Genomic DNA, 16,021 nt, shown 5'->3' on the forward strand with positions numbered 1-16,021 from the left:
CTGCAGTAACAACATTACTGACTCAAGTTGAAGTTGATGGTGGCGACCCAGCATTCTTAAACCCAACTAAATATATCGGTCCTGTTTATGACAAAGCTGAAGCTGATGCATTGTCACTAGAAAAAGGCTGGGAGTTCAAGAACGACGGTAAGTATATTCGCCGCGTAGTGCCATCACCACAGCCATTAAACATTATTGAATCTGATTCTATTAAGCAGTTAATTAATCATGGCAACTTGGTTATTTGTACTGGCGGTGGCGGAATTCCAGTTGTGCGTAAGGACAACAAGTTAGTGGGTATCGAAGCGGTTATTGATAAAGATTTATCTGCGGCTTTCTTAGCTAAGCAAATCAATGCTGATGCACTATTAATTCTAACTGACGCTGATGCAGTTTATCTAAATTGGGGTCAAGAAGATCAATATGCATTAAAGAATGCGCAACCAGAACAGCTTGCTCAAATCGAGTTTGATGCGGGCTCTATGGGACCAAAAATCAGTGCAGCATGTGAATTCGTTAACGCAACTCAAGGCCGCGTAGGTATTGGTTGTTTAGTTGACGGTGCACAAATCCTACAGGGATTAAAGGGCACACTGATTACTGCAACACCGATTGAACAAGATGCAGCTATCTAACGTTTAAAAATAAAATTAACGCGACAAATCGGTATTTGTCGCGCTGGAAAAATAAAAATTATTAAGGATATTTATCATGGCTTTTAACCTAAGAAACCGTAACTTTCTAAAATTACTAGACTACACTCCAGCTGAAATCCAATTCTTATTAGATCTATCTATCGACCTAAAGAAAGCTAAATATGCTGGCGTTGAGCAAAAGAAATTAGTGGGTAAGAACATTGCCCTAATTTTTGAAAAGACATCTACTCGTACTCGTTGTGCATTCGAAGTTGCAGCATTCGACCAAGGCGCGTTAGTGACTTACTTAGGCCCAAGCGGTTCTCAAATTGGCCACAAAGAATCAATGAAAGATACTGCTCGCGTTTTAGGCCGCATGTATGACGGTATTGAGTACCGCGGTTTCGGTCAAGAGATCGTTGAAGAGCTAGGTCAATATGCTGGCGTACCAGTATGGAACGGCTTAACTGACGAGTTCCACCCAACTCAAATTCTAGCTGATTTTATGACTATGATTGAGCACCTACCTGGCACGCCATTAAACAAGATTAAGTTTGCTTATATGGGTGATGCTCGTTTCAACATGGGTAACTCATTAATGGTTGGCGCAGCAAGATGGGCATGGAAATTCGCCTAGTTGCTCCTAAAGCTTACTGGCCTGATGAAGCATTAGTACGTCAGTGTTTAGATGTTGCTGAAGAGACTGGTGCTAAGATCATTCTTACTGAAGATGTGAAAGCTGGTGTTGAAGGTGTTGACTTCATTTATACCGACGTTTGGGTATCAATGGGCGAGCCAAAAGAAGCTTGGGCAGAGCGTGTACGCGTGATGACTCCTTACCAAGTGAACATGGATGTAATCAAGCAAACGGGTAACACTAACGTTAAGTTCCTACATTGCTTACCTGCATTCCATGATGAAAACACAACGATGGGTAAAGAGATCGAAGAAGCTTATGGCATGAAGGGTCTAGAAGTGACTGACGAAGTATTTGAATCTCGTCATTCAATCGTATTCGATGAAGCTGAAAACCGTATGCACACCATCAAAGCAGTTATGGTGGCGACTTTAGGTTCATAGTAGTTGTTAAGCGTTAGTGCAGTAAATTCAGGCTGCACTAACGCTACTTTTATCGTGATTTGTGGATGAATAAGTAGATTGGAGCGAATTCATTGTTTTTGACCTAGCTTCGATGTGCTAGGGATTAGAAAAATGGACAAAACAAAAACAATAGGGTTTATCGCTGCCTTTGGCGCAGCAACATTAATGGGTCTGGTGGGTTTATTTGCTCGTCAAATCAATGCCCAAGGCGACGTGATTGCTTTTTCTCGTATGTTCTGTGGTGCAGTATTATTCTTCTTTATTTTACTTGGCTTAGGCCGTATCAAAGATCTAAAACGTTATCGTTTATCTCCTGCAATGATTTTTAGTGGTTTATTTATGGGCGCATGTTTATCAGCCTATATTGCCGCAACGCAAATGACATCAATTGCTAACGCCGTATTTTTTATTTACGTTGGCCCAATTATTTCAACATTGCTCGCTATCATCTTTTTAAAAGAACCTTTTAAACCCATCACTATGTTTGCCATCAGTATTGTATTTATTGGCATGATGCTGATTGTTGGTTTAGTCAAAATTACCCCTGAAGGTTTGTCATTTGGTATGACATTCGCCGCTGAAACCTTTGTTGGTGACATGCTGGCATTAACCTCTGGTATTGGCTTTGGTTTATTCCTGTTTTTAGGTCGCTTCCGTCAAGATGTGCCTGGTGATGTGCGTTCTTTTTGGAATTTCTTTTTTGCGCTAATCGCAATTTGTATGTTGTTTATTTTTAGTAAGCCTTCAATTGCCCAAATGACACCAACTGATTGGTATTGGTGGATTGGCATTGGCGTAGTTTGTGGTTTTGGTGCGTTATCACTATGTACTATCGCCACTAAAAATCTGCTTGCTGTTGAATTTGCCACTATTTCATATTGGGAATGTGTGGTGGCATCAATCATTGGTATTTTAATTTTTAATGAACCACTTTCAGCTATGCAAATGATGGGTGGATTATTAATTATTGTCGGTGGCACCAGCGAAATGGCTGTGGGTGGATTACAAAAAGTGAAGCAGAAGTACCGTGTAAAAATGGCCGCTAAAGCCGCGGTATAAGTAGAACAACCCTCGCAACGGGTGAATGATTACCCAAGCCGCTAGCATTAATCATGTGATGTGGCTTGGGTATATAGCAGAATTTATATTTAGAAAAGTGGCACATTATGGCTGACATTCAACTTAACAGTATTAACTGTTTTTATGGCGCATCGCAATCACTGTTTGATATCAACTTTAGTACAACAACGGGCGATACCGTTGTATTACTTGGGCCAAGTGGCGCAGGCAAAAGTTCTTTAATGCGCGTGTTTAATTTGATGCAAACCCCTGTAAGTGGTGATTTAAGCATGGGGCAATATTATTTTGATTTTACTAAACCGCCTAAGAGCGATGACGTTAGAGGTCTGCGCACTGAGGTTGGCATGGTGTTTCAGCAATACCATTTATGGCCACACTTTACCGTGCTTGAAAATTTGATTGAGGCACCTTGTAAAGTGTTAAAAATGGCAAAAGAGCAAGCGATTGAAAAGGCGATGGGACTAATAGCAAGGTTGCGTTTACATGATCTTGAGCATCGTTATCCTGCACAGCTTTCTGGTGGTCAGCAGCAGCGAGTCGCTATTGCAAGAGCACTAATGATGTCGCCTAAAGTGATGTTATATGATGAACCTACTGCTGCGCTTGACCCTCAAATTACCGCACAATTTTCAGAAATTATTGCCGAGTTAAGTGAACTGGGTATTACTCAAATTATCGTGACTCATGAAATTGCATTAGCCGAAAAAGTCGCCAGTAAAGTGGTGTATATGGAAGGTGGACGCATTATTGAGCAAGGAGATAAATCAATACTAGAACATCCCGCAACCAATGAGCTTAAACACTTCTTATTACATTAAAGGATTTTGTTATGAACAAAGGAATATTATTGATTTTAGTGATGTTGTTATCGGTATCTAGTCTAGCTCAAGCAAAAGAAATTCGATTTGCAATGGAGGCAACTTATCCACCATTTGAGTTTACTGATAGTAATAATCAAGTGGTGGGATTTGATGTTGATTTGGCCAAAGCATTGTGCGAACAGTTACAAAAGAAATGCAGTTTTCATATTCAGTCTTTTGACAGCTTAATTGCCAGTTTAAAATTCAGACGTTTTGATGCGGCTATTTCGGGGATGGATATCACCCCAGAACGTGAAAAACAGGTGTTATTTAGTCAACCGTATTATGAGAACGCTGCAGTATTTGTGACGGAAAAGGGCAAGTTCAGCTCATTTGAACAATTAGCCAAACTTAAAATTGGCATTCAGAATGGTTCTACTCATCAAAAATATATCCACGATAATTTCCCTAAGCAAGCGACTGTACCTTACACCAGCGTACAACATGCATTCATTGATTTAGAGAATGGTCGAATTGATGCGGTGTTTGGTGATACGGCGGTGATCAATCAGTGGCTCGTTAAGAGTCCTGAATATGCGCCTTTAGGGGATTTAGTCAAAGATGTTAACTATTTTGGTCGTGGTTATGGTATTGCTGTTAATCGCCAGAATGTCGAATTAAGAGATCAGCTCAATCAAGCGTTAGATCAAATTAAAGTGAATGGTGTTTATCAACAAATTCATCAACGCTGGTTTAATTGAGAGATAACTGATGAATGCCATAGTTGAGTCATTACTGCTAGCGTCAACTATCACGATTGGTTTGGCGGTTACTTCTGCGTTAGTTGGCATGGTACTAGCGATCATTTTAGCGTTATTAGAATCTACGGCGATCAAGTGGGTTAATCACCTGACCAAACTCTTTATTATGTTATTGCGAGGGTTGCCCGAGTTGCTGGTGGTATTACTGGTTTACTTTGGGTTAAGTCAGCTGATATTTATAATTACTGGTCAATTTGTTGAAATTAGTGCATTTTTTTGTGGTGTTTTGGCGCTTAGTACTATTTTTGCTGCCTATGTGTCGCAAATTCTACGCGGTGCTTTACAAGCAATCTCTCCTGGGCAATGGGAGGCCGGTCAAGCATTAGGAATGGGGCAGTTGACCATTTTCTTTCGATTGATCTTACCGCAAGTGTGGCGCCACGCATTACCTGCGTTAGGTAATCAGTGGTTGGTGCTATTAAAGGACACGGCATTGGTTTCCTTAATTGGTGTAAATGACATTATGAAGCAAGCACAATTAGCGGCTGCAGCAACTTGGGAGCCATTTAATTGGTTTTTAGCTGCAGCATTAATTTATCTTGTGATTACCTTAGTGAGTCAATATGGCTTAAAAAAGGCAAGTTTATATGTCACCCGTTTTGAACGAGGAGGGCACTAAATGTTGGCTGGCTTATATGGATATATTGCTGATTTATCCGAAGGGGTGTTGATGACCCTGAGTTTGACTTTTTCATCATTGCTGGTGGGAACGATAATTGCGGTCATTGGTACTTTATTATTAACTGTTAAGTATAAATCTGTTTATTGGTTGGTAAAGTGCTATTTAACGTTATTTACAGGGACACCATTATTAGTACAGATTTTCCTAATTTATTATGGTTCAGGACAATTTGAATGGCTAAAAGAGAGTCGAGCATGGGTATTATTATCTGAACCTTGGTTTTGCGCTGTATTAGCTTTATCACTTAATTGTGGTGCATATACCACCTTGTTGTTTCATGGCGCATTAAGCAGTATTAATCGCGGTCAATGGGAGTCTTGCCAATCGCTTGGTATGAGTCACAGTCAGACATTAAAGGTATTGATGCCTTATGCGCTGAAGCGCGCTTATCCTGCCTATTCAAATGAAGTAGTGTTATTGCTTAAAGGCTCATCTTTGGCATCAACAATTACGATCATGGATATTATGGGCTGGTCGCAACGAATTAATGCGCAAACTTATGACACCTTGATGGTTTTTGGTGCTGCAGGTTTACTCTATTTATTATTAAATTTGATTATCACTGTTTTTATGCGCTTATTCGAAAAGCGTTTATTAGCATTTGAGCAAGTCTAATAAAGCAATAAAGTTTAAATTAGCAAAGGTAATAGCATTAAATACGAATATTAATCAGATTGACATCTGGTTAAATAGGCAATTGATGAAATAAATTAAATGCTACTTATTCAATAATAAGTAGCATTTGTATTTCTATGAGGATTTATTTTTTAGTTTATTTGCGAGTTGGCATCTAAGTTATTGATGTATGCAGTCAATAATTATGATAGCTATCTCATAATTAAAAGTTGTTGTATTTTTGTTGGAATATTTAATAATAATTATGCGGAGACTGATGAATATATTTCAGATGTGCCGATCACATTTTTTAATTGATTAAATAGCTTCTCTTATAAAATTGATTAACATGGCTCTATTATTTATGGAGGAATGTTATGCCGACAAGAATAGTGGCAAATACTGCAAAATTCGTAGTATTTGATTTGCAGAAACTGTCTGCAACTCAGCATATGATTTTTGGTGCAGACTATGTACTGATCAGACCAAAAACTACGGGTTGTACCCTATACCTTGCTGATACGCATTATCGTCTTAGCGTAAACCAAATCGTTTTATTAGCACCATTTAATCCGTTTAGATTATCACTTGATACCAGTGCCTCAGAACGTAATATTACACCTGATTGTGATGCATTACACTTTAGACTTAATGGGCTTGGCCAAACCTTGGTAGATAGCCAGCAGTTTAGTAGTGTGATGACCATGCTGGATAATGCCAGACATGCATTATTGTATGAAGGTGATCAAATTCTAGAGATTGGTAAAACATTTGAATTAATGGAAAATTCATTTGATTTCAGGCAGGTATTGCATATTTTAGGGGTGTTAGATTCACTTTCTAGAGAAGAACCTAAGCAATGTTTACTTGAGAACTGTATTGCTATTTCTCATGTGAAGCGTACTGAAGATAAATTGAATTCAAGCCTTAAATATATTCAAGAACATCTTTATGAACCATTAACAGTGGCAATGATTGCGAGCCAAGTGTACATGGCTGAAAGTACTTTTTCGCGTTTTTTTCATGCCAATATGGGCGTGACTTTTTGGCAATATGTGATTGAACAGCGGGTGCGTCAAGCTGCGAGATTGTTGGTAAAAACAGAGCACTCTATCTCTTATATTTGTGCCGAAGTAGGTTTTACCTCAATTTCTAGTTTTAATAGTAAATTTAAAGAGTTATTAAAACAAACACCTAAACAATATCGAAATAGTCATACCGATATGAAGCATGATATTGTGTCAGCTAAAACGGTTAAATCACAATTACAGAAACAAATATTCTCATTGGCATAATTTCTATTTAATGCCATCAGTAAATATAAAATTATTATTTTGAATTTGATATTTTTAATACTTAGGATTGTATTTATACAATCCTAAGTGACTCATTATAATATAAATTATATTAATGTTATCAATTCTATTATGCCTCACATCAATAACACACTTAACTAACATCATTATCTTTCGCAGTTACCTTTGAAAGTATATCTATTTGTATTGAATTATTCTGTTATTAACATTAGCTTATACGAATTAAGTAGTTTTTGAAAAGTAACAGGAATGAGTCATATTTAGATAAGCAGTGTGTTTTCTCATTTCTTTCTTACAATGTGGTAAATATCAACTACACCGCATGGATATAGTGTTATTGGGAGAACGAATGAAACATACTTTTTTATTCCATATTAGTTGGTTTATCGTGACTTGTTGTAGTTTATTATTGAGTACATCTGCAATGGCACAATTGTTGGGTGAACGAGTTCAAATCAACTCATCTATTCTGCAGCAAACACGTGATATTCAAGTGGTATTACCGGAAAACTATAGCGCAGATAAGCATACAAATTATCCAGTCTTATATGTATTAGACGGTGATTATAATATTAATAGCGTTGCAGCTATGCTTGATTTTATGGGTAATAGAGCACAATTAATACCTGATATGATTGTTGTCGGCATAGCAGATAAAGGCACTGATACTTACCGTCAAAATATGACGCCAGAAGTGTTAACCGCACCTTTTAAAGAAAAACCTCAAGGCAAAGCCGAGCCATTTTTGGCGTTTATTAATCAAGAGTTAAAACCCTATATGCAACAGCATTATCGTACTGCTAATAACGATATCCTGTTTGGTCAATCTATTGGTGGTTTATTCGTTTTAAATACTCTGATCAATCAACCTCAATCATTTACTACGTTTTTGGCCGTCAGCCCTGCGTTATGGCTTAATCAACATGCTTTTAGTCAGCATACTCGCCAATTGTTGAGTCAGTCGTCAAATCTTAATGCAAATTTATATCTATCACTGGGCGATGAAACCCGAATGGGTGTATATGGTTTTGTAGAAGTATTAGATGATGTGCAACCTAAGCAACTAACATGGTCTTTTAAACGCTATCCGAATGAAAATCATAATTCAGTGGGTATGGTGGCACTTAGAGATAATTTAAGTCAGCTTTTTGCACCGTGGTCTATTACAGAATCTGAGTTAAATCAGCTGCAAGATCCACATATGCTGGTTAATCATTACGTTAAATTAATGCAACAATGGCAGATTAATCAGGCGATCCCGACACCCGTCATTAAAGCGTTAATTCGATATTTTTATCGGCAGCAGCGAGTAGATGAAGTTAATGAGTTTGTAGATAAAGCCGTGCAACAATTACCGGCTTCAGCCGGCGCATTGATTATGATGCAGGCCAGTTATCTTGGTTATAGTCAGTCGGTTGAAGCAGAATTAGCATTATTACTAATACATCAGCAGCAATTTAAGACGCTCATTAGTTATCAGCAAGCGATCGCCAGTGCATATGAGAAAACCGATAACCTCGCCTTAGCACATGATTATTATCGACAAGCGAGGCAGCAAGCAATTAAACAGAATTCACCGCAATGGTTACTTAATATTCTGGACGTTAAAATCGCTGCGACACAAACACAATAAATTGAGCGAAATCTTGCCTAGTGGGCAAGTTATTGCCTGAAAACCGAGCAATGTTTTGCTCAGTTTGTTAATGATAAATTAATTTCCAATAAAATCAATGTGTTATTTTTGGCATAAAGCTTGTTAATCATTAAGTAGTACAACATCAACTACTTGTTTAAGGATAAGACTATGCCAACACCGTGTTATATCGCCATTGAAGGTAAAACCCAAGGAAACATTACAGCAGGTGCATTCACCGCGGATTCTGTGGGTAATATTTATGTAGAAGGTCATGAAGATGAGATGTTAGTACAAGCATTTGATCATATTGTGACAGTGCCAACCGATCCACAAAGTGGTCAGCCAGCAGGGCAACGTGTACACAAGCCATTCCAATTTACTGTGGCATTAAATAAATCAGTACCACTCCTTTATAACGCACTATCATCAGGTGAAATGCTGCCAAAAGTAACATTAAACTGGTATCGCACCTCTACAGATGGTAAGCAAGAGCACTTCTTCTCCACCATTTTGACTGATGCCGTTATTGTTGATATCGATTGCCAAATGCCACATTGCCAAGATGGTGATAAAAAAGAATTTACTCAGCTAGTTAAGGTATCGCTAGCTTACCGTAAGATCGATTGGGAGCATACAGTAGCTGGTACTTCTGGTGCTGATGATTGGCGTGCGCCAATCGCTTAATAGCTAAGTGCTTAAATATAACTGTTTAACTAATCGTTGTACTTAAGTACGTCATTAAGCGTCCAACCTTTTTGGCTCGTGCACTTTAACCGATTGTGGTGTACGGGTCTTTTTCATCTTAGTAATCTTTGGTGGTAATTATGATGGCCGCACATAAGCAATTACATTTTAGTTTGACGGTTGAGGGACTCGCACCAGATAAATTAAAAGTCGTTGAGTTTACAGGTACAGAAGCATTATCCACTCCCTATAATTTTCAAATCCAACTTGCTAGTCGTGATGCCGACATTGATGCCAATATGACGGTGGATCGCCATGCTTGCCTAACTATTTATGAACAAGGAGAAGCTAGCCATCAAATTAGTGGCATTGTAAAACGATTTGGCCGTGGTGATACGGGTTATCATTTTAGTCGTTATCAACTTGAGCTTGTGCCTGCTATCGCAAGGCTTGAGTTACGTCAAAATAGCCGGATTTTCCAACAATTATCTATACCTGAAATCATCAGTGTTTTGCTGCAAGAGATGAATATTGATGATTATGCCTTCTCATTATCAAGAGTGATGCAAAGCCGTGAATATTGCGTGCAATATCGTGAAACCGATCTTGAGTTTATTGCGCGTATTGCTGCTGAAGAGGGCATTTTTTACAGTTTTTTATATGAACAAGACAAACACACCGTATTGTTTAGTGATGATAACCAAACCTTAGTTAAACATCCTACGCCTCAGCCTTATAATGCAATATCCGGAGGATTAAGCGACAGTCCATTTATCTATGGGTTTGCAGCAACAAAACAGATAGCCAGCGACAGTTGCGAGCTAAAAGATTACAGCTTTAAGAAACCCGCATTTAGCTTTTTAAATCAGCATCAAGGTGTTGAAATGGATTATCAACAGCAGCACTATCAGCATTTTGATTATCCAGGACGTTATAAAGATGATGATTCTGGTAAAGCTTTTACACGTATTAGACTTGAGTATCTTCGTCGTAATGCCCATACCGCCAAAGCCAAAAGTAATATTGCGCCATTACAGGCAGGGCTCCTTTTCGACTTACAAGATCATCCAGACAGCCAACAAAATCGTGACTGGTTAATTACTCAATTAACTTGCCAAGGCAGACAGCCACAAGCATTAGAGGAAGAGGGCGGAGAAGGCGCAACGACCTTTAATAACCAATTTAGCATGATCCCAGCTCACTTACCGTGGCGACCAACACCGAGTGTCAAACCGACTGTAGATGGTCCACAAATTGCCACTGTAGTTGGCCCAGAGGGCGAAGAGATTTTTTGTGATGAGTTTGGACGAGTCAAATTACAGTTCCCGTGGGATCGTTATGGCAATAGCGATGATTTAGCCAGTTGTTGGGTGCGAGTGTCACAAGGCTGGGCAGGCAGTCAATATGGCATGTTCGCCCTGCCTCGGATTGGCCATGAAGTGATTGTGAGTTTTTTAGAGGGCGATCCCGATCAACCCATTATTACAGGTCGTACCTATCACGCGGTGAATCAACCGCCATATCTCTTACCTGATAATAAAACCCGTACTGTGATCCGCACAGAAACCCATCAGGGGGAAGGCTACAATGAGCTGAGCTTTGAAGATCAAGCTGATCAGCAAGAGATCTATTTGCATGCGCAAAAAGATATAGCGTTATTGGTTGAAAATGACCGTATCGATCATATCAAGCATGATCAACATTTAGAGGTCAGCAACGATAGTGTTAATCATATTAAAGGCAATGAGCATTTAACGGTTAATAGCGAGTTACGCCAACATATTAAGCAAGATAAAACCTTGCAGATTGATGGCAGTTTGCATATGCGGCAAAAACAAAGTTTAGCGGTCGATGCGGGTAAAGAGGTGCATCTTAAATCGGGTAGCAAAGTGGTATTAGATGCTGGCAATGAGCTGACCTTATCTGCTGGTGGCAGTTTAATTAAATTAGATGCCGCAGGTGTAAGCCTTGTTGGCGCCGCCGTTAATCTTAATGCGGGGGGCGGCGCAGGTAGCGGCAGTGGTTATGGAGGCAAGTTACCTGAACTCTCAACATTAATGGCTGATGCCAGAGAAATTGCAGAAGCAGAACCCATTCTGAGTAGTGCAACCGTTGCTCAATTGAAACAAGCTAAGCTGCTTGCTGCGCCAATAGTCAAACTATGTACCGTTGAAGGTAAAAAATGAAAATTGAGACAGAGTTAAGCGATTTGCTGGATACGACTGACCTCAATTTATATTTAGTGCTAAGTGAACATGAACTTGAGCTAAGACAAGAATTATACCAACAAGATATCGTTGTAGCGGATTGGCCTTTATACCGAGATACCGAACTAGATTCAATTCAAGATGATGGCCCTCGGTTATTACTTTTACGCGGTCAATTACAAGAATTATTAGTGATTTCTGCTTTATATGAACAAGTATCTATCTTGGTTTTTTCAAGATTACCCATGGAGCTTTTACACGCAGCATTAAGTGGTTTAACGGTCGCACATTATCAGCAAGATAAGGTTATTTTTAGGTGGCATGATCCGCAAGTGTTATATGGTGTGATTCAATCATGGAGTGAAGATACATTTGCCCAATGTTTTGGTGAGATTTCAGCCATTAGCTTTAAATATTCAGGAAAACAGCTGTACGTACATAATATCGTCAATGCTGCTACTGAGTTAATAAGACCTTGGCGTCTTGATAACAAGCAATTGGCTTATTATCGAAAAACTCAGAATTATCGTTTTTTACTTACCAGTAACTTTTTTGAAAAATGGGTCAAGCTGGAGCCAAGGTTATTTTCCCTTTGGTTGCGTGATTATCAAGATTTAACCGTTATTGTCAAAAATATGATTGATGTTGCTTATACATATGATTTGGTCGATGAAACCTTACTGGAGCGCTATTGCCTCGCTCGTTTAAAGTATCAATTATCAGATAAAGATTGTGAGGCGTTTAAAGCAAAATCGCATGACCATCAAGCATGGTTAGATTTGATGGAACGAGGAAATAGGGAGTTAATCAATGCCGTGTCTTGAGTGCCGTGATGGCAAATGGATTGAATTAAAGCTAGTTGATGAACATAATAAACCTTATGCGAATGTTCCCTATAAATTAATAGGCTCACAAGGACAAACATTTGAAGGAACAACATCATCATCAGGCTATATTTTTCATCAAGATGTGGTTGATACTCATTTTTCGTTAGAAGTAAAGGGTATTGAACTACTTGATATTCAACGTTCAATTTATGCAGAACTTATGCAACCACCTGAAATATGGGCAGGCGATAATACCAATAAAAATGAGGATACTTGGCAATATATTGCTCATGAATATTCGGATTTAGAGATAAGTGTTTTATCAAATGGCAATCAAAATAATGATGATAAAGAATCTATCATTGTTTCGGTAGATAACTTAGCGGCATTAAATTCATACGTAGTAAGACCTAAAACAGTTGAAGTTCCGATTAATATTATTTTACTGGTACCAGGAACGACTGATCCTGTGAATATGAGTCCTTTGGCTAAGACGCACAATTATGATGCTGACATTACTTATTGGGATACAAATCCAATATTAATTAAGCAATTGACCGATATAAAAAATGAGCATATTAATTGTGAACTTAATTATGAGTTTTATTCTTGGAGTGGTGATAACCGCGCCGAAGCAAGAGGGACGAGCAGTAAGTTAGGGGCTCAAGCGTTAGCCGAGGGGGCTGGTTTGCGTTTAAAAAAATTATTGTATGCAAGACCAAATAAGCCTTTTTATGAAGGTTGGTTAGATAGGCCTTTAAATTTTCATTTAATTGGTCATTCCCATGGTGGTAATGTTATCAATGAATTTACTCAAGCGATAAAAAACGATTTTCCAGAAAAGTGGAATATTAAGAGTTTAACTTATTTATCAACCCCATTTTTTAAGACGATGCATCCAATTGATAGCAGCCAATTTCACCCTGATGCCACCTTGATAAATGTCTATAACCAATATGATATCACCCAGCATACTATTGCTAATTTTACCGTCGTATCATTGCATCAAATTCATGACATATTACCTTTATTGCAACGCTATATAGATGAACTAATAGAACTTTTTAGTACCAGCTTAGATAAGTTTTATAACTTTGGTAGCGGTCTTGCTTTGTTTTATGACAGTGATAGCTCAGCAGCGAGATGGTCTGCTTTAGGTGATGAATTACTTAGTCTTAATGAACACATAGCAGAGAAATACAAAAGACTGTCAGAATCATTGATTCTATACTCAGATGTCATTCCTGAATCTCTTTTTAGCTTATTTTTTCAAGTAATCACGCAATACAAATTGTGGGCACAAAAAGCGAATAGATTATTAAAGCTAAGAGTGACACAGTATCAAAATGCAGGCAGTGTTAAGCGTGCTTTAGTTGATTATTTTAATCCAAGTGCATTTTATGATGCAGTGTCTATTACTGGATTGATTAATATTGCATCTGAGTTGTTAGGTGAAAATCTAGCGAATTCAACACTGTTTAATGTGATTGATGACATTACCGTTAAAATAGTCAGTGTGTTTGATGATACTAAACTAAGACCACATCAGATACCCGCGGCTATCAATAACAATATAGAGTTTGATGTAACAGAAAAAGATCCTTACCACAATTACGGTAAAGAGGTATATCCCGATTTTTTATCTAAAATGGCTGTTAATCAAGCGAGTTATCAAAGTGCTTATGACAGTGGTAATGTGAAGCAACAAAAGAAGTTAAGAAAAGAATTTATACTTTTGTTATTGGCACAAATGGATTATTCAAAATTAGTCAAAATACGCAATCAATTAAATTTATCAGAATGGGTTACTTTTGGTGATTTAGATACGAGCATCACTAAGTTAAGAAAAAACTTAGATTGGGTGTTGAATGAGCTTAATTCTCGACATTTTCCTTTACAAGTTGCTGATGATTTATTGTTACATTATGCCATTATATATCAGCAGCAAAGGGCAGAAAAAGGGCAAGATAAACAGAATGATTATCGAATAAAGCAGTTTGAAGACTGGTTAGAAACTCATGTATTGGTTGAACAACAACGTATCATCACAACTTTAAAACAGTATCGTGTGACTACGGTTAAGCAATTAATCAAGAGCATTCAAGCCACTTACCCTCAGCACCAATATATAATGGATGATAAATCTAAGTTGCTTAAGCAAGAATCGATACGTGGCTCTGTCGCTTATTTAGCGATAACATCTCATAGTATTAGTCGACAGCAACTATACTCAGCAGAACCTAATATCGAAGAGGCATTTATTGCATGCTTATAAAAATAATAACGGTGGTATTGTTTATATTGATCGGGTTTAGTCAACCAGTTTTTGCTTTTGGTGACATTAAAATATCTGATGAGGCAAAGTTATATTGCCAAGATTTTAAAACCAATATCAAAAAGCGCTACCTTATTCGGGCACAGATTGATAAAAAAGATTTGTTTGAAAATGATTTACCCCATTATACACAATACCAGTGTGAGGTTATTGTGCAAAAAATGATATTGGGCGATATTACAGAGTTGTCACTTAATCAAAACTCAAATGCTGACATTTTTTATGGAAATGATCTAAACGATCCTAGTGATGATACACCAAAAGAGCAAAGAACATTTGATTTATCTTTAGCTTGTTTAGCATCTAAACCTGAGACTCTTCGTCTGAGTGCAATTGATGATTGGGATGTATTAAATTGCATTCAAAATAAACACTTGGTTGAGTATGTGACTTTAGATGATTTTAATTATAGGCCATTAGATTTAAGGTTGTTAGAGCAATTTTCCAACATAAAATTATTAAGATTAAAGAGTGGAAGATTGTTGAATTTTGATTCTATATTAAGTTTACTAAAACTATCGAGTTTCTCATTATATAATGTAAAGCTAACTAAAGAACAGCAACAGGTAATAGGTAAACTGGAGAGTTTGACATCATTATCGTTAAATGGAAATGAAACAGTTTATACTTCTGAAATGGATTCTTCTTTAATTTATATTGACAATATTTCTGATCTTAATAAATTAAAAATATTAACTATTTCATACTTTAATGATGTAAATATAGATGGTGTTGAACGGTTAACAGGATTAAATAGGTTAAACTTAATAGATGTTAACTTGCAGAATAAATATCTTTATAAAATATCTTCAGTTAATAGTCTAGAACATTTATCTATATCAGGGAATAAGGGGGTTAGTAGTATTAAGCCCTTAGTTTATTTAAAAAATTTAGAAAGCTTAGATATAAGTGAAACTTCTGTTTCTGATTTAAGTCCTCTCGCAAAACATAAAGTCATGAATGCAGAGAAGAGGTTTGCTAGTTTAAAATTCTATGACAGTAATGTGGTTGATATGACCTTATACTATGAAAAAGGTGGTACGGTTTCAACGCTATACAGTGGTAGTCTGTTGTCTTGTAGTCCTCAATCTAAAAAAGAGTATGATGCGGGCAAGCGTTGTAATGAACAGCAAAGGCAATGTCCATTAGCAAGAGGCTATGGGCTCGGTTATGTTTGGGTTGATAAAGTCACCTCGCCATTATGTTTATGGTGGCATAGTGATTAAGACATGAATTTAGATATGGGAACCGCAGCGAAAAATATCCGTTGCGATATATAAGG

15 protein-coding genes are annotated in these 16,021 nt (G+C 37.6%); all 15 read left to right on the top strand.

Annotated elements, in window-relative coordinates:
- The coding region (locus JCM15074_RS01965; RefSeq protein WP_025819631.1) for an amino acid kinase family protein at positions 1-635 on the top strand (635 nt) is incomplete at its 5' end.
- 76 nt (positions 636-711) lie between these two features.
- Positions 712-1,272 (top strand): Rossmann-fold NAD(P)-binding domain-containing protein, encoded by a 561-nt coding sequence (locus tag JCM15074_RS25735; protein WP_444544575.1) that lies wholly within the window; start codon positions 712-714, stop codon positions 1,270-1,272.
- Entirely contained in the window at positions 1,257-1,715 is a 459-nt protein-coding gene (locus JCM15074_RS25740; protein ID WP_444544576.1) for a Rossmann-fold NAD(P)-binding domain-containing protein, read from the top strand. Before JCM15074_RS25735 ends, JCM15074_RS25740 begins: the two co-directional genes overlap by 16 nt.
- A 132-nt stretch (positions 1,716-1,847) precedes the next feature.
- Positions 1,848-2,795 carry a DMT family transporter gene (locus JCM15074_RS01975; RefSeq protein ID WP_025819632.1) on the top strand — a complete coding sequence of 316 codons (948 nt, stop codon included), beginning with the start codon at positions 1,848-1,850 and terminating at the stop codon, positions 2,793-2,795.
- Positions 2,796-2,902: 107 nt separating this feature from the next.
- On the top strand, positions 2,903-3,634 hold the full coding sequence (artP, locus tag JCM15074_RS01980) for an arginine ABC transporter ATP-binding protein ArtP (RefSeq protein ID WP_025819633.1): 732 nt from the start codon (positions 2,903-2,905) through the stop codon (positions 3,632-3,634).
- Positions 3,635-3,645: 11 nt separating this feature from the next.
- Positions 3,646-4,377 carry an arginine ABC transporter substrate-binding protein gene (locus JCM15074_RS01985; RefSeq protein WP_025819634.1) on the top strand — a complete coding sequence of 244 codons (732 nt, stop codon included), beginning with the start codon at positions 3,646-3,648 and terminating at the stop codon, positions 4,375-4,377.
- Positions 4,378-4,387: 10 nt separating this feature from the next.
- Positions 4,388-5,056 carry an arginine ABC transporter permease ArtQ gene (gene artQ, locus JCM15074_RS01990; protein WP_037468929.1) on the top strand — a complete coding sequence of 223 codons (669 nt, stop codon included), beginning with the start codon at positions 4,388-4,390 and terminating at the stop codon, positions 5,054-5,056.
- Entirely contained in the window at positions 5,057-5,734 is a 678-nt protein-coding gene (gene artM / locus JCM15074_RS01995; protein WP_025819636.1) for an arginine ABC transporter permease ArtM, read from the top strand. It begins immediately after the preceding gene.
- Between the two features lie 377 nt (positions 5,735-6,111).
- Complete coding sequence (locus tag JCM15074_RS02000) at positions 6,112-7,029, top strand: helix-turn-helix transcriptional regulator (protein WP_025819637.1); 918 nt, start codon at positions 6,112-6,114, stop codon at positions 7,027-7,029.
- A 370-nt stretch (positions 7,030-7,399) separates the two neighbouring features.
- The gene (locus JCM15074_RS02005) at positions 7,400-8,683 is read left to right on the top strand and encodes an alpha/beta hydrolase (RefSeq protein ID WP_025819638.1); all 1,284 of its coding nucleotides are present in this window, start codon (positions 7,400-7,402) and stop codon (positions 8,681-8,683) included.
- Between the two features lie 171 nt (positions 8,684-8,854).
- Positions 8,855-9,370, top strand: a complete 516-nt coding sequence (locus JCM15074_RS02010) for an Hcp family type VI secretion system effector (protein ID WP_025819639.1) — start codon at positions 8,855-8,857, stop codon at positions 9,368-9,370.
- A gap of 140 nt (positions 9,371-9,510) precedes the next feature.
- Entirely contained in the window at positions 9,511-11,556 is a 2,046-nt protein-coding gene (locus JCM15074_RS02015; RefSeq protein ID WP_234400139.1) for a type VI secretion system Vgr family protein, read from the top strand.
- Positions 11,553-12,401 (top strand): DUF4123 domain-containing protein, encoded by an 849-nt coding sequence (locus tag JCM15074_RS02020; RefSeq protein ID WP_025819641.1) that lies wholly within the window; start codon positions 11,553-11,555, stop codon positions 12,399-12,401. Before JCM15074_RS02015 ends, JCM15074_RS02020 begins: the two co-directional genes overlap by 4 nt.
- Positions 12,388-14,679, top strand: a complete 2,292-nt coding sequence (locus JCM15074_RS02025) for a hypothetical protein (RefSeq protein ID WP_025819643.1) — start codon at positions 12,388-12,390, stop codon at positions 14,677-14,679. Before JCM15074_RS02020 ends, JCM15074_RS02025 begins: the two co-directional genes overlap by 14 nt.
- Entirely contained in the window at positions 14,670-15,965 is a 1,296-nt protein-coding gene (locus JCM15074_RS02030; protein WP_025819644.1) for a leucine-rich repeat domain-containing protein, read from the top strand. Before JCM15074_RS02025 ends, JCM15074_RS02030 begins: the two co-directional genes overlap by 10 nt.
- Positions 15,966-16,021: the final 56 nt, after the last annotated feature.

The organism is Shewanella marina JCM 15074 (assembly GCF_000614975.1).
Lineage (GTDB): Bacteria > Pseudomonadota > Gammaproteobacteria > Enterobacterales > Shewanellaceae > Shewanella > Shewanella marina.